This window comes from Guptibacillus hwajinpoensis (genome assembly GCF_020171785.1).
GTDB classification, from domain to species: Bacteria; Bacillota; Bacilli; order Bacillales; family Guptibacillaceae; genus Guptibacillus; species Guptibacillus sedimenti.
This window is the reverse complement of the sequence record NZ_JAIVAE010000017.1, coordinates 1-17,789: the sequence shown is the minus strand read 5'-3', so window position 1 is coordinate 17,789 and position 17,789 is coordinate 1. Positions and strand designations below refer to the sequence as shown.

16 protein-coding genes, 10 tRNA genes and 1 rRNA gene are annotated in these 17,789 nt (G+C 41.3%); 2 read left to right on the top strand and 25 right to left on the bottom strand.

Annotation, left to right across the window (positions count from 1 at the left end; all coding sequences use genetic code 11):
• Positions 1–70: 70 nt before the first annotated feature.
• From LCL91_RS19950 to LCL91_RS19930, 5 genes are all read right to left on the bottom strand, one after another.
• Positions 71–784 (bottom strand): ZIP family metal transporter, encoded by a 714-nt coding sequence (locus LCL91_RS19950; RefSeq protein WP_224885059.1) that lies wholly within the window; start codon positions 782–784, stop codon positions 71–73.
• Positions 785–928: 144 nt separating this feature from the next.
• Entirely contained in the window at positions 929–1,135 is a 207-nt protein-coding gene (copZ, locus tag LCL91_RS19945; protein WP_224885057.1) for a copper chaperone CopZ, read from the bottom strand.
• A 20-nt stretch (positions 1,136–1,155) separates the two neighbouring features.
• Positions 1,156–3,561, bottom strand: a complete 2,406-nt coding sequence (locus tag LCL91_RS19940; protein WP_224885055.1) for a heavy metal translocating P-type ATPase — start codon at positions 3,559–3,561, stop codon at positions 1,156–1,158.
• A gap of 12 nt (positions 3,562–3,573) precedes the next feature.
• Positions 3,574–3,891, bottom strand: a complete 318-nt coding sequence (locus LCL91_RS19935) for a metal-sensing transcriptional repressor (RefSeq protein WP_224885140.1) — start codon at positions 3,889–3,891, stop codon at positions 3,574–3,576.
• Between the two features lie 103 nt (positions 3,892–3,994).
• The gene (locus LCL91_RS19930; RefSeq protein ID WP_224885053.1) at positions 3,995–4,936 is read right to left on the bottom strand and encodes an arginine deiminase family protein; all 942 of its coding nucleotides are present in this window, start codon (positions 4,934–4,936) and stop codon (positions 3,995–3,997) included.
• A 125-nt stretch (positions 4,937–5,061) separates the two neighbouring features.
• Here LCL91_RS19930 and LCL91_RS19925 point away from each other — a divergent pair, with 125 nt between their 5' ends.
• On the top strand, positions 5,062–6,372 hold the full coding sequence (locus LCL91_RS19925) for an amino acid permease (protein ID WP_224885051.1): 1,311 nt from the start codon (positions 5,062–5,064) through the stop codon (positions 6,370–6,372).
• On the opposite strand, the gene LCL91_RS19920 is transcribed toward LCL91_RS19925, so the two are convergent.
• The 8 genes from LCL91_RS19920 to sigW all read right to left on the bottom strand — a co-directional run bounded on the left by LCL91_RS19920 (position 6,369) and on the right by sigW (position 15,123).
• Positions 6,369–7,127 carry a YqcI/YcgG family protein gene (locus LCL91_RS19920; protein WP_224885050.1) on the bottom strand — a complete coding sequence of 253 codons (759 nt, stop codon included), beginning with the start codon at positions 7,125–7,127 and terminating at the stop codon, positions 6,369–6,371. The genes LCL91_RS19925 and LCL91_RS19920 overlap by 4 nt on opposite strands.
• Before the next feature lie 63 nt (positions 7,128–7,190).
• Positions 7,191–7,820: a LysE family transporter gene (locus tag LCL91_RS19915; RefSeq protein WP_224885048.1), complete on the bottom strand. Its 630-nt coding sequence runs from the start codon at positions 7,818–7,820 to the stop codon at positions 7,191–7,193.
• Positions 7,821–7,967: 147 nt separating this feature from the next.
• Positions 7,968–9,773 (bottom strand): glutamine--fructose-6-phosphate transaminase (isomerizing), encoded by a 1,806-nt coding sequence (glmS, locus tag LCL91_RS19910; protein ID WP_224885046.1) that lies wholly within the window; start codon positions 9,771–9,773, stop codon positions 7,968–7,970.
• Positions 9,774–10,254: 481 nt separating this feature from the next.
• Positions 10,255–11,598 (bottom strand): phosphoglucosamine mutase, encoded by a 1,344-nt coding sequence (glmM, locus tag LCL91_RS19905; RefSeq protein WP_224885044.1) that lies wholly within the window; start codon positions 11,596–11,598, stop codon positions 10,255–10,257.
• A 36-nt stretch (positions 11,599–11,634) separates the two neighbouring features.
• Positions 11,635–12,873: a CdaR family protein gene (locus tag LCL91_RS19900; RefSeq protein WP_224885042.1), complete on the bottom strand. Its 1,239-nt coding sequence runs from the start codon at positions 12,871–12,873 to the stop codon at positions 11,635–11,637.
• Complete coding sequence (gene cdaA, locus LCL91_RS19895) at positions 12,873–13,691, bottom strand: diadenylate cyclase CdaA (protein WP_098446598.1); 819 nt, start codon at positions 13,689–13,691, stop codon at positions 12,873–12,875. Before cdaA ends, LCL91_RS19900 begins: the two co-directional genes overlap by 1 nt.
• 219 nt (positions 13,692–13,910) lie before the next feature.
• On the bottom strand, positions 13,911–14,543 hold the full coding sequence (locus LCL91_RS19890) for an anti-sigma factor family protein (protein WP_224885040.1): 633 nt from the start codon (positions 14,541–14,543) through the stop codon (positions 13,911–13,913).
• Between the two features lie 16 nt (positions 14,544–14,559).
• Complete coding sequence (sigW, locus tag LCL91_RS19885) at positions 14,560–15,123, bottom strand: RNA polymerase sigma factor SigW (protein ID WP_098446010.1); 564 nt, start codon at positions 15,121–15,123, stop codon at positions 14,560–14,562.
• Between the two features lie 217 nt (positions 15,124–15,340).
• Between sigW and LCL91_RS19880 the strand changes: the two genes are divergently transcribed.
• Positions 15,341–15,550 carry an aspartyl-phosphate phosphatase Spo0E family protein gene (locus LCL91_RS19880; protein WP_098446009.1) on the top strand — a complete coding sequence of 70 codons (210 nt, stop codon included), beginning with the start codon at positions 15,341–15,343 and terminating at the stop codon, positions 15,548–15,550.
• A gap of 24 nt (positions 15,551–15,574) precedes the next feature.
• Here the strand turns inward: LCL91_RS19880 and rocF are convergent, their stop codons facing one another.
• The 12 genes from rocF to rrf all read right to left on the bottom strand — a co-directional run bounded on the left by rocF (position 15,575) and on the right by rrf (position 17,789).
• Complete coding sequence (rocF, locus tag LCL91_RS19875) at positions 15,575–16,477, bottom strand: arginase (protein ID WP_224885038.1); 903 nt, start codon at positions 16,475–16,477, stop codon at positions 15,575–15,577.
• 265 nt (positions 16,478–16,742) lie between these two features.
• Positions 16,743–16,818 (bottom strand) — tRNA-Ala (locus LCL91_RS19870).
• Positions 16,819–16,821: 3 nt separating this feature from the next.
• Positions 16,822–16,895 (bottom strand) — tRNA-Gly (locus LCL91_RS19865).
• 10 nt (positions 16,896–16,905) lie between these two features.
• Positions 16,906–16,980 (bottom strand) — tRNA-Gly (locus tag LCL91_RS19860).
• Positions 16,981–16,983: 3 nt separating this feature from the next.
• Positions 16,984–17,059 (bottom strand) — tRNA-Lys (locus tag LCL91_RS19855).
• A 4-nt stretch (positions 17,060–17,063) separates the two neighbouring features.
• Positions 17,064–17,148, bottom strand: a tRNA-Tyr gene (locus LCL91_RS19850).
• 15 nt (positions 17,149–17,163) lie between these two features.
• Positions 17,164–17,239: transfer RNA gene (locus LCL91_RS19845), tRNA-Thr, on the bottom strand.
• A gap of 93 nt (positions 17,240–17,332) precedes the next feature.
• A tRNA-Val gene (locus tag LCL91_RS19840) sits at positions 17,333–17,408 on the bottom strand.
• A 19-nt stretch (positions 17,409–17,427) separates the two neighbouring features.
• Positions 17,428–17,502, bottom strand: a tRNA-Glu gene (locus LCL91_RS19835).
• 6 nt (positions 17,503–17,508) lie between these two features.
• Positions 17,509–17,584, bottom strand: a tRNA-Thr gene (locus LCL91_RS19830).
• A gap of 4 nt (positions 17,585–17,588) precedes the next feature.
• Positions 17,589–17,663: transfer RNA gene (locus LCL91_RS19825), tRNA-Asn, on the bottom strand.
• A gap of 10 nt (positions 17,664–17,673) precedes the next feature.
• Positions 17,674–17,789: ribosomal RNA gene (gene rrf / locus LCL91_RS19820) — 5S ribosomal RNA — on the bottom strand.

Here is a 17,789-nt window from a genome sequence, read left to right as displayed (position 1 = left end):
ATTGTATTCAATATATGAGCATGTGTTCATATTAATCTATGTACAATTTTACTGAATCTTTTGCACGTTGTCAAAAGATTTCGTGAGCCACCTGTAGGTAGAGTGATAACAAAAGTATTCCCAAACATGTATACAAGTACAACTCTCTTTTTAAAACTTTCCCGACAACTTGGCCGATCATTTCATGAAGCGCTACATAGCCTAAAGAGCCGATTGCAATGCCCAAAAATATGCCGTTGATAAGAATAGATTGACTCGACACCATACCAAACCACGCTGCCACTGTTAAAACAATCGTTACGAAGCTCCCACCGATGATAACAAAAATGCGTTTAACCCCATTCATTCTCATTAAAATATAGAGTGCGACCCCTTCTGGTAAATGATGAATAAATAGAGCAATAAGCAACGATATGCCGATACCTTCACCTAATGTCATTCCTAGCGCGATTCCTACAGGGATATTATGAGAAATAATGGCTAGCACGAAAGCGAACACAGGAAGATAGCTTTTATCACGAAACATCCCGTGTATGGTGTGATCCGTAAACACACACACAAAGACCGATAACGATACTCCTGCCACGAGGGCCCAAAACGGATAAGTACGTATGCTTTCGGGTATTAATTCAAACATAATGACACCAATGAGCATTCCTCCGCAAATAAGGTAAAGAGCTTCTAGACGATGTTGATAATATGTAAATGCCATTCTCCCTGCGAACGAGCCGATCATAAGTCCTCCAAAGCCAATCATAAAAAGAGTTAACAATGATGTCATCATGACTGCATTCCCTCCTAAATAAATTGAAGAGGCTCTCTCTTCTACCCACTTGTCCTATTAGCGCATTCTATTATTGGAGTGGTGAACTTATGTATCATAAAAAAGGCCGAAGAAAGGATTGCTTCCTTTCTTCAGCCTTTTTAGTTAGACAATATCATATCCCTGTTCTTCAACCGCTTCATTCATTTCTGAAACAGAAACACTTCTAGAGTCGTAAGAAACTTTTGCCGTTCCTTCTTTTATATTCACATCTACTTGTGCTACACCATCAAGCTCTGTTAATGCATTAGTTACTGCTGCTTTACAATGATCACATGTCATACCTTCGATTTTTAACGTTGTTTGTTCCATTTTCATTCTCCTTTCATTTCTTAAAGTTTGACTCGCTTCAAACGGAGGGAGTTTGCTACGACAGATACGGAGCTAAATGCCATAGCCGCTCCAGCAACCCATGGGGCTAGTAGACCGAGCGCAGCAATTGGAATACCAATTGAATTATAGAATAGCGCCCAGAATAAATTCTGGCGAATATTCTGCATCGTTTTCTGACTTAAATGAATCGCCTTTGGAATATTGTGAAGGTCGCCACCAACGAGAGTAACATCTGCTGTTTCAATAGCTACATCTGTTCCTGTTCCAATAGCCATTCCAATATCAGCTGTCGCAAGAGCTGGGGCATCGTTAATTCCATCTCCTACCATCGCAACCCGTTTACCTTCTCGCTGTAACTCTTTCACCTTACTAGCCTTTTCCTCAGGGAGCACCTCAGCAAACACGCCATTTAAATTTACTTGTTTTCCAATTGCCTCAGCTGTGCGTTGGTTGTCACCTGTAATCATATACACATCGATGCCAAGCGCACGCATTACTTCGATCGCTTTCTGAGACGTTTCTTTCACAGTATCAGCGACAGCAATAATTCCTTGCACACTGTTATCAAATGCAATAAACATAGCCGTCTTCCCGTCTAATTCGTACGTAGTCATTTGCTCTTCATATGCAGAAACGGAAATATGTTCCCGCTCCATCAGCTTGCGCGTCCCAACCAGAACTTGCTTTTCTTGCACAGTTGCCACAATCCCATGTCCTGGAATAGCTTGAAACTGCTCTGCCTCAGCTACTTCAATCTTCTGGTTCAAACCGTACTCTACAATGGACTTGGCCAGAGGATGTTCAGAAGCCTTCTCAGCCGCTACCAATTTTTCCAGCACACTCTTCTCATTACTTTGAAAAGCAACAAAATCTGTTACTTCTGGCTTTCCTTTTGTAATAGTCCCTGTTTTATCAAGTAAGATCGCATCAATTTTGTGAGTGGCTTCTAGAAATTCGCCACCTTTATAAAGAATACCTTGCTCAGCACCTTTGCCTGTCCCAACCATAATTGATGTCGGTGTAGCCAAACCTAGTGCACAAGGACATGCAATAACAAGAACGGCTATTCCAACCTCAAGCGCCTGTGGTAAATTGTATGGATCAACCAGAAAATACCAAATTAAAAACGTAACGGCGGCAATAGCGACTACTATCGGTACAAAAACACCTGAAATGACATCGGCTAACCGCTGTATTGGTGCTTTAGACCCCTGAGCATCTTCTACAATTTTAATGATTCCGGCCAGTGCTGTGTCTTTTCCGACCTTTTCAGCGCGAATGGTTAACGTACCGTTTTCATTAATTGTAGAACCAATTACACTCTCTCCTACTTCTTTCTCTATTGGGATGGATTCCCCTGTGATCATAGACTCATCAACGAATGAATTGCCTTTTTCTACGATACCGTCTACAGGTATTTTCTCTCCAGGACGAACAATGATATGATCTCCTACCTGTACTTGATCAACAGGTACTTTTACTTCTTCCCCATCCCGAATGACACTTGCTTCTTTCGCCTGGAGGTTAAGCAATTTTGTAATCGCCTGTGTTGTTCTGCCTTTCGCAAGATCTTCAAATAGCTTTCCGACTAAAATAAGCGTTATTAGAATAGCACTTGTTTCAAAATAAAGAGACGGATTGTAGCTTTCCGTTAGATAACTTCTAATGCCCTCAATCACACTGTAAAAATAAGCTGCAGATGTCCCAAGCGCAACAAGGACATCCATATTTGCGCTCTTATTAACCAGTGCTCGATAAGCGCCAGAATAAAATGGTGCGCCAATGACAAACTGAACCGGTGTAGCTAGAAGAAATTGAAACCAGGGCTCCATGAGAAGATGGGGCACCGAGAGTGCTAACCCGCCAGGTAGATGACCTAGCATTGTTAAGAGTAGCGGTAACGAAAGAAGCGCTGAGATAAACAAACGACGTTTTTTCTTTTTAACTTCTTCATCTTTGTGAGATTGCTGCTCTTCTCGATCCTTTTTGACTACCGCTTCATAACCGAGCTTTTTCACCTTTTGGAGAATTTCATCTAACGTTACTTCTCCAGGCTGATATTCGACTACGCCAGACTCTGTTGTTAAGTTCACGGAAGCAAGCTCAACACCTTTTGTACGGTTTAAGCCTTTTTCTATTCTTGTCGAGCAGGCGGCACATGTCATCCCGTGAATATCGAGCTCAACTTTCTCTTTGCGTACACCGTATCCAAGCTTTTCAATTTTCCCAACAATTTCTTCCGCCTTTACTTTATCTTCATCATAAGCGACACTTGCTTTTTCCATCGTTAAATTAACGTTTGCATTTACTCCGTCCATTTTATTTAATACCTTTTCAATTCTTGTTGAACATGAAGCACACGTCATCCCTGTAACATGAAGGGAGATCTGCTTCTGTGATTCCATTTCGTTCACCTCCTACTTAGAGAACTGCTGAATGACTTTCATTAACTCCTCTATCTGATCATCACCCGTACCTTCTTTAATTGAATTAGCTACGCACGTTTTCGTATGACGTTCTAGAAGCGTATAACCAACTTTTTTTAATGCTGCCTGAATCGCAGAAAGCTGAATGAGAATGTCTACACAATAGCGGTCTTCTCCAACCATTTTTTGAATACCACGGATCTGGCCTTCAATGCGTTTTAAGCGGTTTTGAAGCTGCTGCTTTTCTTCTTCGGTTCGCGGTTCAGTGGGCTTCTTCTCCGGCTGTAGGGGAATGTTCAAGTCATCCATTCGAATCAACTCCTCTAAATTTCTTAAGTTCAATATACCCCCCTTAGGTATGTGTGTCAACTGAATCGTATCATAAAAAAAACCTACAACATGTAGGTTTTTTTCACTCTCTTTCCAAAGGCAACGTCATACACCGGATACCGCCGCCCCCTTTTTCTAATTCGTTTACTTCTATTTCAATCAGCTTTTTCTTTTTAAGAATAGAATGGTTTTTAAAGATTGATTTATTAGCTTTTGTACTGATTAACAGGGTCTCTGGATTAAGATTTAGGAAATTGATATCTGCCACGGTATGTTTAATGTCAGAAGTCCACTCCGTTTCAAACCCATGTCGCTTTAAAAAAACTTCTGGCATTTCATAAGTAAACCCTTTTGCTGTTATAACTTGAATCGGTAAATAGTTCATGTAGCTTTTCCCAATAAAAAGTTTTCCCCCAACTACGTTACAATTCATATCAAGGTGCATTGTATCTGGTCGACGGGGTAAATCAATGACGCCTATTTCTGAGAAACCAGCCTTGAACAAATCATTCTGCAAAGCTTCTACACTTTCAATGCTTGTCCGAATGCCTGCATTTATTAAAATAGCATCTTTACTCAGGATCATCACATCTCCATATTCGAGCGCCTTCAAATCATTATTTACTTCCAAACGAAACGTCTCGTTATCAAACCATTGTTGAAATAACGTGTGACTTTGGAAATATTCAGGTCTCCTCATAGACGTCCCAGCTGCCCCGGGAAGAATCATTTGTCCAAACACACATGCAAGATCACGGACGAAAATACGATTAATTAATTTTTCATTTAATAAAAGTTCCTCTCGTGATAAATGAACGGAGTAATCAATCACATTTACTCCTTCTTCCTCCATCGCTTCAATCATTATTTGATGATTTTCTCTCGCCTTTTTTTGTCTCACTGCCTTTTCCCATTGCACATCTGTCGCTGTCTGTTGATCAGGTACATCTAAAATCGACGGAGAACAAACGATAACCGATTTTAATTGTCCGTATTCATTCCAACAATTTGGTTGGATGTTCATCTCACTAAACCCCTTTATATTCATGGTCTTCTTACTTTCTCCTCAACTAAAAAAATGATTCTACAATTTTATAAACACATAAACCTTGTCTTCGAGCCTCAAACTAGGCTGGAGGAGGTGGTAGAATGGGTAAACCGACAGCTCAGGGAAAAAAATTAAGCTGGTGGCAAATGTCATGCGTTGGTGTTGGCTGCATCATAGGAACAGGCTATTTTCTCGGGTCCAGCATCGTCATTGAAAAAGCAGGCTATCTCATTTTAGTAGCATATTTTTTAGCTGCGATTGGAACCTGGATCGTTTATGACGCTCTTTCAAACCTAACAGCTAAGCATCCAACAAAAGGATCATTTCGTACATATGCGAAACAAGCTTTCGGGGCATGGGCTGGATTTAGCAATGGTTGGGTCTACTGGTCTTCTGAAATGCTTATCATGGGAAGCCAGTTAACGGCACTTGCTCTATTCGCTCAATTCTGGTTTCCAAGTACTCCTCTTTGGCTCAATGCCTCCGTATTTGCTTCGCTTGGGCTACTCATCATCTTTATAGGGGTCCAGCTCGTCGAAAAAATGGAGAACGTGTTTGGGATAATGAAAATTGCTGCCATCGTCATGTTTCTCGCAATCGGTGCCGCTGCCTTACTTGGATGGCTTGATCCTAAACAAGAGCACGTGACCGTTCAAGTGACGTCAAATGACTTCTTTTCAGGTCATGCAATGGGACTCTGGGTTGCTCTTGTATATGCTTTCTATGCATTTGGTGGGATTGAAGTAATGGGACTGATGGCAAATGAGCTTGAAGATCCAAAAAACGCTCCTAAAGCTGGAAAAGTGATGCTGATCGTCTTAACCATTCTATATATTCTTTCGTTCATCGTTGTTTTAAAGCTTATTCCTATCAAAAGCATTACCCAGAATGAAAGCCCGTTTTTAACAGCACTCACTCAATTTCAACTCCCATGGATCCCTCACGTATTTAATGCGATTTTAATTATCGCTGGATTTTCAACAATGGTCGCTTCTCTCTATGCCGTTACAACCATGCTTGTAACACTCGCTGAAGAAAATGATGCGCCTGCGATTTTCGCAAAAAAAAGCAGGAAGATTTCCCTTCCCGCCTTTGGTCTTACAACCCTAGTTGTCATACTTTCAATTGGTGTTGCTCTCTTATTACCTGAAAACATCTTTGAGTATTTAACAACTGCCGCTGGTTTAATGCTGTTATACAATTGGATGTTTATCCTTTTTTCTTATCGTAAATTAACTCAGACCACGTTCAAAGATAAAATAAAACTCGTCATTGGTATTCTGCTAATAAGTACAGCTGTTTCAGGAACGTTATTTGATCGCATTAGTAGAGCAGGTTTTTTTGTCAGTCTATGCTTTCTTCTACTCATTGCTTCGGCTACCTTTTTTAAAATGAAAAGGAAACAGCACTAGGAACGGATGCTCTTCCACTTCTGTTTCATCGCCATGAAAGGACATTTAGAAAGCGAAGAGTCATCATCTGATAAAAAATATTGTTCCCACTCATAGTTATCTTGCTGACCGTACCACTTCAAAGCGGGGTGGGCTGGAATCCCATCGTAAGAAACCAAACGCTGCCGAATGGCTTTCTTAAGCTTTTGGCCAAAAGTGGTTTCCGAATTGATTTCATCAAAAACCCATCTTGGTTGAAACGCAATTAGAAAACAAGGGAAGTGACGACTTTGTCGAACAACATGAGCTGGGGTCGCACAGAAAGCAAAATACGGTTCTCCATTGAAGCAAAATTCCCATTTAGGATCATGAGGATCTTTAGGAATATGCTCCGGCCACTTTTCCTTATCCAGTTCATGTACTCGGTTCAATAGCGACCAAAAAAGTGATTGATACTGCTCGACCTCAACATTTTGTTGCTGTAACCTCCTTGAGTCAAAAAAAACGACAAGAGAGGCATATTTACCTGTGCCCCTGGCTAATTTTCCGTAATCTTCTAACAAAGCAGCTAACTGAGTACTTGCGCTATCTGTTGTTGGATCATCTGCAAACCCGTAACGCAAATGATCTTGATAAAACCCCTGTTTTCCAGGAATACAAGGATAAGGTTTTTCACGGTCTCCTAACATTGCCTCCAAGTGATTAAACGCAGTATGCTTCCATCCTTCCATTTCTTCTTCGTGTTCATCAATCCATGATTTCGTATATAGTTCCAAATGGAATCCCTCCTTAACACGACACGCGTTATTTTATTAGGAGGGACAGAAAGTGGTGCCAGTCTATCCGATGAACAACTTGATCGCTTGTATTCCAAAATAAATACCAAAACCGATTAATGTTATTCCTGATAGGATCGATATTCGTTTCAACATACTTGGATTCACCCATGCACGCGCACCTGCTGCTGCACTTGCCATGGTGAGATCCCATAAAGTGATGCCTAGAAAAATGCCTGTACTATAAAGCAACAGCTGCTTCCCATCAACCATGCTAGATGTTTGAGCTAGAATAGAGCCATAAATCCCAAGCCAGAATAAAATATTTAGCGGATTTGATATCGCAATAAAGAAACCTGTTTGAAACGATTTACGGTTTGAACCATTTCGGTTACTCGTTTCCTTCCCTCCAATGGAATTAGCCTTAGCGATATTTTCAATGCCGGTATACGTTAAAACAAAAAAACCAAACAACCACAAAAATGTTTTCATAAATGGCGTATCAATAAATTGAGCAAGTCCAAAGTAAATCAGCATCATGAAGACACCATCTGCTACCATCGCACCAAACCCTACCAACCAAGCATTCATAAATCCAAATCGTATTCCCCTGTCGAGCTGCGCAGCATTAATCGGCCCCATTGGAGCTGACAGTGATAGTCCTAAAAAGATGTAGCTAATAAAGATACTCATACGCCTCCACCCTTCGTCGTATTCGTATCATTATATTCGGACATGCTTGTAAGTAGTCGAAGGAAAGTCCCAGTCCTCTATCTGCCATTGTTATTAAGAAAAAACGGCCTTTTCCAATTGGAAAAGGCCGTTCTTATCGATCAATGTTTATTCAACCGTTACTGATTTAGCAAGGTTTCTTGGCTTATCAACATCACATTCTCTGTGCAGCGCTGCATAGTAGGCAAGCAACTGAAGCGGCACAACTGAAGCGAGTGGCGTAAGGTGCTCATGCACTTCATCTAGGACAATGGTGTCGCCTTCTTCTTCAAGTCCTGCAAGAGAGATAATGCATGGCGATGCACCACGGGAAACCACTTCCTGTACGTTGGAACGGATGCTTCCATTCACATGCTTCTGTGTTGCAAGTGCAATCACAGGCGTGCCTTTTTCAATAAGTGCAATCGTACCGTGTTTCAACTCACCACCAGCAAATCCTTCTGCTTGAATGTATGAGATCTCCTTAAGCTTAAGGGCTCCTTCAAGGCAGACGTAGTAATCTACGCCGCGGCCAATAAAGAACGCATTACGTGTTACTGAAAGGAAGTTACGAGCAACTGTCTCAATCATTTCTTTTTGATCAATCATGGATTCCATTGCTGTAGCAACGATTCCAAGCTCTTGAATTGGGTTGAAGTCAAGCTTCATGCCTTTCGCCTGTGCTGTATCAACAGCAAGCAATGTTAGTACAGCCATTTGTGCCGTATAAGCTTTAGTAGATGCAACCGCAATTTCTGGTCCTGCATGCGTGTGCAGCGTGTAATCCGCTTCACGAGACAATGTGGACCCAGGAACGTTCGTGATTGTAAGAGACTTAAACCCTTTCTTTTTCACATTCACAAGAACGCCACGGCTATCTGCCGTTTCACCACTTTGTGAAATAAAGATAAAGAGAGGTTTCTCTGAAACAAGCGGCATATTGTATAAGAACTCACTTGCGATGTGCACTTCAACCGGCACTTCTGCAATGTTCTCAATTAATTGTTTACCAACAAGACCCGCGTTGTAACTTGTGCCACATGCAATAATATAAATACGATCCGTTTCTTTCATCGCGTCACGAATATCTTCATCTAGTTTGATATTATCGTTGTCATCTTTGTACTTCGTAATAATGTTACGGATTGCAAGCGGCTGCTCGTCAATTTCTTTCAGCATGTAGTGAGGATAAGTCCCCTTTTCAATGTCGCTTGCATCTATTTCAGCCGTGAATGGCTCACGCTCCATTACGTTTCCATTCATATCTTTAATTGTAACTGAATCACGCTTCACGATGACAACCTCTTCATCCATTAGCTCGATGAATTTACTTGTCACTTGAAGCATAGCCATTGAGTCACTTGCTACTACGTTGAAATCGTCGCCGATACCAACGAGAAGCGGACTCTTATTCTTCGCTACATATAGCGTTTCTGGATTATGATTGTCTATAAGTGCAAGTGCGTAAGAACCGTGAAGTTCATTCAATGTTTGATGAAAAGCATCTTCAACAGACATGTTTTTTTCTTCAACAAGACTTGCGATCAGTTGAACAACAACTTCCGTGTCTGTTGCACTTACAAAATCAACTTCGGATAAGAAGTCACGTTTGATTTGTTGATAGTTTTCAATTACTCCGTTATGAACAAGAGTGAAACGTTCAGTTTTGCTCTGATGTGGGTGAGCGTTTACCTGACTTGGTTCACCGTGTGTTGCCCAGCGTGTATGGCCGATACCCGCTGTCGCTTCCACACTAGTATCCACCTTTTTTCTTAGATCAGCAATGCGACCTTTTTCTTTAAAAAGGTGAAGACCACCGTCGTTAAGAAGCGCAATACCCGCTGAGTCGTACCCTCGGTATTCAAGCTTCTCTAGACCTCGTAATAGAATTTCTTTAGCGTCTTGATTTCCAATATATCCAACAATACCACACATGTAAAAGTCCTCCTTCAATGGAAGGAGCAGGTGTACATCGGGGCATACCTGCCCCTTCTTTTCCGATTAATTGCTATTTTGTCACCATAGTTTTGCTTTTGTTCAGAAAGTCACCTCTCTGTTTTTCACAAAACCATCCGATTGTGGTGAAGCAATCGAGAGGTATCCGCCGATGATCGATAAACCTCTTCCTCGTCAACTGTTTTCTTCCGTTCGAAAAACAGTCCAGGCGCTTTTTTTTCAAAGTAACCCAACTTCCCTCACTTTCCCTTCTAGAATAAAAACCAAACATACTTCTATATTATATCAATTGTAAAAAGATGGTCAATTCTTTTTTCTTAGAATAAGTTGCTCTTATTCTCGATAGCTCTATTTTGCCTCATCTTAGTAGAAAAAAATTCTCTATATAAAAAAGTATGCACGTGCAGCTATTTTGTGCTGCACATGCATACCATTCGTACAAAATCTTCATTTTTGTCAATTACGCGCCAAGTTCTTCTTTCACCATGGATACAACACGATTAACGTACTCATCACAAAGCTCTTTCGTAGGAGCTTCGGCCATTACTCGTACAAGCGGCTCTGTACCAGATGGACGAACGAGAATACGACCCTCACCGTTCATATCGCTTTCTACTCGTTGAATGGTTTCTTGAATGCGGTTATTCGAATCGACTTTGTTTTTATCTGTAACCTTTACGTTCACAAGAGATTGAGGATATTTTTTCATTTCCCCAGCAAGCTCTGACAACGGTTTGTTTGTTACTTGCATAATGTTAGCAAGCTGAAGCGCAGACAGCATACCATCACCTGTCGTAATATGATCAAGGAAAATAATGTGCCCAGACTGCTCTCCCCCAAGGTTATAGCCTTCTTTACGCATTTCTTCCATTACATAACGATCGCCTACTTTTGTTTGCAATGACGTAACGCCTGATTCTTCCATCCCTTTGTGGAAACCAAGATTACTCATGACAGTTGAAACAACCGTATCATGACGCAAGCGCTTTTGATCTTTCATAAATTTAGCACAGATGAACATAATCTGGTCACCATCAACAATGTCACCATTTTCATCAACAGCGATAAGACGATCACCATCACCATCAAAAGCAAAGCCTACATTAGCATTCTTTTCTTTCACAAATTCAGCGAGCGTTTCTGGGTGGGTCGATCCAACACCGTCATTAATATTCGTACCTGTTGGGTTCGTACCGATCGTAGAAATGTCTGCTTCAAGATCAGCGAATAAGTGTGCTGCAAGAGATGATGTAGCACCGTGTGCACAGTCAAGCGCAATATGAAGACCCGAAAAATCTTCGTCCACTGTTTGCTTCAAATATTGAAGGTATTTCTGGCAACCTTCGAAATAATCACTTACAATACCGAGATCAGCACCAGTAGGACGCGGAACTTGATCTTCGTCACTATCAATAAGGGCTTCGATTTCGGCTTCCTGCGCATCCAATAATTTAAATCCATCCGGCCCAAAAAATTTAATTCCATTGTCACCAACTGGATTATGAGAAGCAGAAATCATCACACCTGCTTGTGCGCTAAGTGCTTTCGTTAAATGAGCAACACCAGGTGTTGAAATCACACCAAGACGCATGACTTCTGCTCCAATTGAAAGAAGACCAGCAACTAAAGCTCCTTCAAGCATGTATCCTGAAATACGTGTATCGCGTCCAATTAGAATCTTAGGTTTTTCCGCATCTTTCGTTAAAACATGACCACCAAAACGGCCTAATTTAAATGCAAGTTCTGGGGTAAGCTCAGTATTCGCTATCCCTCTTACACCGTCAGTACCAAAATATTTACCCATCGTTTTACTCTCTCCTTTATTATGACGCAGTTCCCGTTAGGACGAACTATTCTCTATTTTCAGCTTAATCTTTTTATCTGAACCTGACCAGCGAACATAAGATGGTCCGTTCCATTGTAATTCAAGTTCATGCTCTCCTTCAGATAGGCCGCTTGCATCAATATAAGCCTGAAAATCCCCATTCTGAATCGTATCAAGCACACTCGATACACCGTAAAGTGTCATATTTGTTGAACCTTGCTCCGGTTCTGAGATATCCGCCGCTAAGCCTTCAGATATTCCGGTAACTTTAATGGGAACATCTTCAAATGCTTTTTCATCCTCTTTACCGACTGTAATCTTTGCTTTTACTGTCTCTGGATCTACTTTCTTCATTCCATCAGGCACCGGCACATCAAGTTCAATGGTTGTATCCTTCGTAATTTCAGATAAATCTAGCGGAATACCATCAAGAAATTCTAACTTTCCAAGTTCCTCTTCTGGACCAAAAACAGATACCTCTTTTGGCTCAAGTTCAATCGACGAGATGCTGGTGCCTTCAGGAAGCTTGCCTGTTTGATCAAGCTTAATTGGCACCTTCTTAAAAGGGGCTGTAACTGGTACTTTTACATCAACTACGGCAGGATCAATCGATAGCCCCTGTATTTCTTCCATATTCGCATCGTACACATTTAGTGTAATTCTTTCGTTTACTTCTTCCTTTGCATCGCTAACATTCACGTATCCTCTAACGAAGGCAACTTGTTCAAGTTTGGAACTAGCACCTGTCACCGTAACGGTTTTTGGAGAAACAATTGGTTCTTCTGTTGAATAGCCTTCAGGGAGCTCTTCTGCTTTCAATAAATTGATTCCAGCTTGGAACGTGTTCGATTTTTTCTCTTCGATCGTAACAGACACCCGAACCGGATCAATCGTCACATCCACGTTTTCTGGGAAATCTCTATGCTTTACTGTCACAAGATGCTGACCTGGAGTGAGATTTCGTAAATCCACATAAATTTCTTTGTTTGTTAGCTTTGATAGCATTAAGCCATCTGTCCGACCTTCAACCAGAACATCTACAGTTTCAGGTAAATCAGATACAACCACGTTCTCCTCATCATAAAGTACTTCGAGCTCCATGTTTGGAATACGTTCTGATTCAGCCTGTGGTTGAAGAACGTCGTTCGTAGTTGACGTTGAGGCATCAGGCATGGCAACAATCGTATAAAGCATAAGAGCGAGAAGAAAAGAGATGATTTTGACAAACCAGTTACTCGTCAATAATTTATCCATTACTTTTTCCCCCTCCAATTACTGAAACGGTTGGAAGACTCGGTTTTTGATACGGATGGGTTTAATTCTGCATTCAGCAGATCTCGTAAAGCCTCTTCTGATAAATTTCGATGTAGCTCCCCATTCTTTGTCAGGGAGATACTTCCCGTTTCTTCAGAAACAACAAGTGTTAAGCTATCTGTAACTTCACTTATACCTAGTGCTGCCCTATGCCTCGTTCCAAGCTCCTTAGAAATAAAAGGGCTTTCTGATAAGGGCAAATAGCAGGCGGCAGCTAGAATTTCATCTTTTTTCAAAATCACTGCCCCATCATGAAGAGGGGTATTAGGGATAAAAATGTTAATTAAAAGCTCCGAAGTCAGTTTAGCATTCATTGGAATTCCTGTCTCTACATAATCGTTCAGTCCCGTTTCACGCTCAATAGAGAGCAACGCACCGATTCTTCGCTTCGCCATGTAGGATGAGGACTTAATGATCGCTTCAACCATTTTATTCGTTTCTTCCTCTTCTACTGCCGAACGAGCAAACAGCCGACCACGTCCTAATTGTTCAAGTGCCCTTCGAAGCTCCGGTTGGAAAATAATAATAATGGCAAGAAGTCCATAGAGCACGACTCGCTCCAAAATCCAATGCAACGTATTGAGTTCGAAAAAGCTACTTAAAAACCAGGCTGCAATAATGACGGTTATTCCCTTTAGAAGCTGAACGGCCTTCGTGCCGCGAATAAGCATTATAATTTTATATATCACATACGTAACGAGTAAGATATCAATAATCTCAGTTATGTAATCAAGTACATTTACATTTCCGACAGGCAGCACGGCTCTTCCTCCAAACATATTGTATTTAGCCTGAAGTTCACTTCAAATGCATCGCTAAAATACATTTGTAACTTTTTAATTATATCATATTTTTGACAACTTCAAAAAAGCAACTACCTCCTCACTAAATCACTCTCCTTGATTGTCCAATAAGGATGCCATATGCGTTTGATAGAATTACCTCCATAAAAAAAAGTAAATCGCCTATTAGGCGATTTACTTTTTTTCTTCTTCACTAGAAAAAAGATTACCAACATCTTGTAAAAGGTTTTTAATTTGATACCAAGTCCAGTCTAGAATATGGTCGACTTCTTCAATCTCGCCGGTTACCTGTCCCGCAGAGGCCATGTACTGTTCTCCGTTAATGACAAGCACATCCCCTTTAACTTGACCTTCTATTTCAAGGTTGCGATTTTTTACTGTTAAATCGCCCTCAATCACTTCACCTTCAGGCACAATAACTGTATTTGTATCCTGCTCAAATCTTAAATTCCCAGAAAGAGCAGACAATTGATCCTCACTCGTCCACGATGAATAAACGGATCCTGCCATCAAAACAAGGAATAGGACAGCAGCCGTTACAAATGGATGTGATTTCATCCAGCGTTTCATCCAAACAGTACGCTTTTCATGAGGTAGCTGATCCATTACCTTTGATGTAAAACCATCGGGCGCCTTCATAGAAGGCGAGCTGAGGAGAAACGATTCCGTTTTTTTCAATTCTTCATAATGCTCTTTGCAATCATCACATGTTTGCAAATGATCAAATAGCTCGCGACGTTGTTCATTCGTAGCTTCTTCATCAAGTACTTCATGCATGAGCACAATTATTTCTGCAGGGCATTTCATAGCTTCTCCCCCTTTCTCACTGCTCCCGAAGTTTCTTCCTAAGTGTTTCTCTCCCTCGATGAATACGGGTTTTGACTGTACCTACAGGCAAATCGAGAATTTCACTAATCTCCTTGAGCGATAGTTCTTGGATATACTTTAACGTTATAGCACTTCGATATTTAGCTGGCAAGCTTAAAATCGCCTGATGGATCCCTTCTTGCGCTTCCAAAGACACCACTTCTTCTTCAGGTAATGGTTCATCTGTCGAAATTTGAGAATACATTGTTAACCCTTCTGTACCTGATACTTCAGCATCAAGGTAATAATCCGGTTTCTTTTTACGCATTCGATCAATTGATAAGTTTGTGGCGATCCGGTATAACCAAGTAGAGAATTTCCGGTCGATCTGATAGCGATCTATATTCGTATATGCACGAATAAACGCCTCCTGAGCCACATCCTCAGCCTCCTGCCTGTTTCCTAGCATTCGATAGGTGAGAGCAAAGACTCGATCTTTATAGAGCTCTACCAGCTCCCCAAACGCATTATGATCCCCTTTTCTTACTTTTAGTACGATTCGCTTTACTATCGCGTCCATATTTTCTCAACCCCCGCTGATTCCTGCGGCTATTATAGTTACGTATCAGGAAAAACAAAGTTTCATTAATTCAAAAAAAATTATATTATCCTTTCTTATTCTATCACGTTTGAATTGGTCTTTATAATGGAAATACATAATTTTCTAGCAAAAACGGTTTATCTCTTAAGTAATTTGGGTAATAAGGGTATAAATTATTGTAAAGGTGGTTCGACTCATGGAAAGGGTGAATCGAAAGATAAGCTTTCAAATCGGATCGGAAAAAGACCTTTTACTAAAAGAAATTGAAGCTTCACGTAATAAAATGAATTTGTTAGCACGAAACAAGCCACTTAGCTCTAATGAAATTATAGAAATTAGCACTTATCTTGATTATCTTTTAAACGAATACGATCAGCGTCGAAATAAAAAAACCGCTGCTTTCTAATGAAGAAAGCAGCAGTTTTTTATATTATTTTAATTTTTCCCCGAATAAAGACCCCATTAGTGCAACAGCCACTGTAGCCGTTTTATTTTTTTCATCCAAGATAGGGTTCACTTCAACAAATTCTGCTGATGTTAAAATATTGGCTTCTGCAAGCATTTCCATCGCAAGGTGGCTCTCACGATAGCTGATTCCTCCAAGCACTGGCGTTCCTACACCAGGTGCATCGTGTGGATCCAGTCCATCTAGATCAAGACTTAAATGCACACCATCTGTATCCTTTGATACATACTCAATCGCTTCTTCCATTACTTTTGTCATACCCATGCGATCTATTTCATGCATCGTATAAACTTTAATTCCTTTTTCTTTAATCAGTTCTCGCTCTCCTTCATCAAGTGAACGAGCGCCAATAATTACAATGTTCTCTGGCTTAATCTTAGGAGTGTATCCTGAAATACCCGTTAAAGACTCATCGCCAATTCCTAGACTTACAGCAAGTGGCATACCATGTATATTTCCAGATGGTGACGTTTCTGAGTTGTTTAAATCTCCATGGGCGTCATACCAGATAACCCCTAAATTATCGTAGTTACGCGCAACTCCCGCAAGAGTACCGATTGCAATACTATGATCTCCCCCAAACACTAACGGAAAACGCTTTCGATTTACGACATCATTAACAACGTTAGAAAGCTTCTCACTAGCATCAGCCACTTCTTTTAAGTTCTTCAGCTGATGATCTTGATCCTCAGGTCGCTTTTCTGGTCTACCAATTTCAATATCTCCAAGATCTTCAATATCATAATTCAATTTTGTTAACCGTTCGACTATTCCTGCATATCGAATGGCACTTGGTCCCATATCGACACCGCGTCTCATTTGCCCAAGATCCATTGGTACACCGATAATTGAAAGTTCATGATTCATATGTAGTCCTCCTCGTATCCTAGTCTAGCTCTATTTTACCCAGATCTCGACAAATGACTCAACCGGACATAAAACCCGAATAAATATTCATACAATTACGTAAATTGAACCTTTTTGCGGATAAATATAAGTGGAGGAATAAATAACTGTAAGGAAATGATGTAAAAGTTAAACTTGAAGGTAACAGGAAACTTGGAATAGAACGAAATGGAGGATGTGAAGCATTTTAAACATAAAAAAAACCCTAAACATGGTTTAAGGAAATTGGTGGAGCCTAGCGGGATCGAACCGCTGACCTCCTGCGTGCAAGGCAGGCGCTCTCCCAGCTGAGCTAAGGCCCCATTTGGAGCGGGTGATGGGGATCGAACCCACGACATCAGCTTGGAAGGCTGAGGTTTTACCACTAAACTACACCCGCATATAAAGTTTGGAGCGGAAGACGGGATTCGAACCCGCGACCCCCACCTTGGCAAGGTGATGTTCTACCACTGAACTACTTCCGCATATGGTGAGCCATGAAGGACTCGAACCTTCGACCCTCTGATTAAAAGTCAGATGCTCTACCAACTGAGCTAATGGCTCTTACTGGTGGAGGGGGACGGATTCGAACCGCCGAACCCTGAGGGAGCGGATTTACAGTCCGCCGCGTTTAGCCACTTCGCTACCCCTCCACAAGTGAGAAAAAATGGTGCCGGCCAGAGGACTTGAACCCCCAACCTACTGATTACAAGTCAGTTGCTCTACCAATTGAGCTAGGCCGGCGAAGAATTTTTAAAAAATCAATCTAACTTACAAATAAAAAACAGTGTACTCGATTGAGTACTCCTGAAAGGAAGTTAATTATTATTAGAAAAATGGTGGAGGATGACGGGCTCGAACCGCCGACCCTCTGCTTGTAAGGCAGATGCTCTCCCAGCTGAGCTAATCCTCCACAGAGTAAAAAATAATATTGGTGACCCGTACGGGATTCGAACCCGTGTTACCGCCGTGAAAGGGCGGTGTCTTAACCGCTTGACCAACGGGCCATGTCCTGGAGCTTCCAACCGGATTCGAACCGATGACCCCTTCCTTACCATGGAAGTGCTCTACCTGCTGAGCTATGGAAGCATAATGGCTCCACAGGTAGGATTCGAACCTACGACCGATCGGTTAACAGCCGATTGCTCTACCACTGAGCTACTGTGGAATATTGGTCAGCCTGGCAACGTCCTACTCTTGCAGGGGGAGATCCCCCAACTACCATCGGCGCTGAAGAGCTTAACTTCCGTGTTCGGCATGGGAACGGGTGTGACCTCTTCGCCATCATTACCAG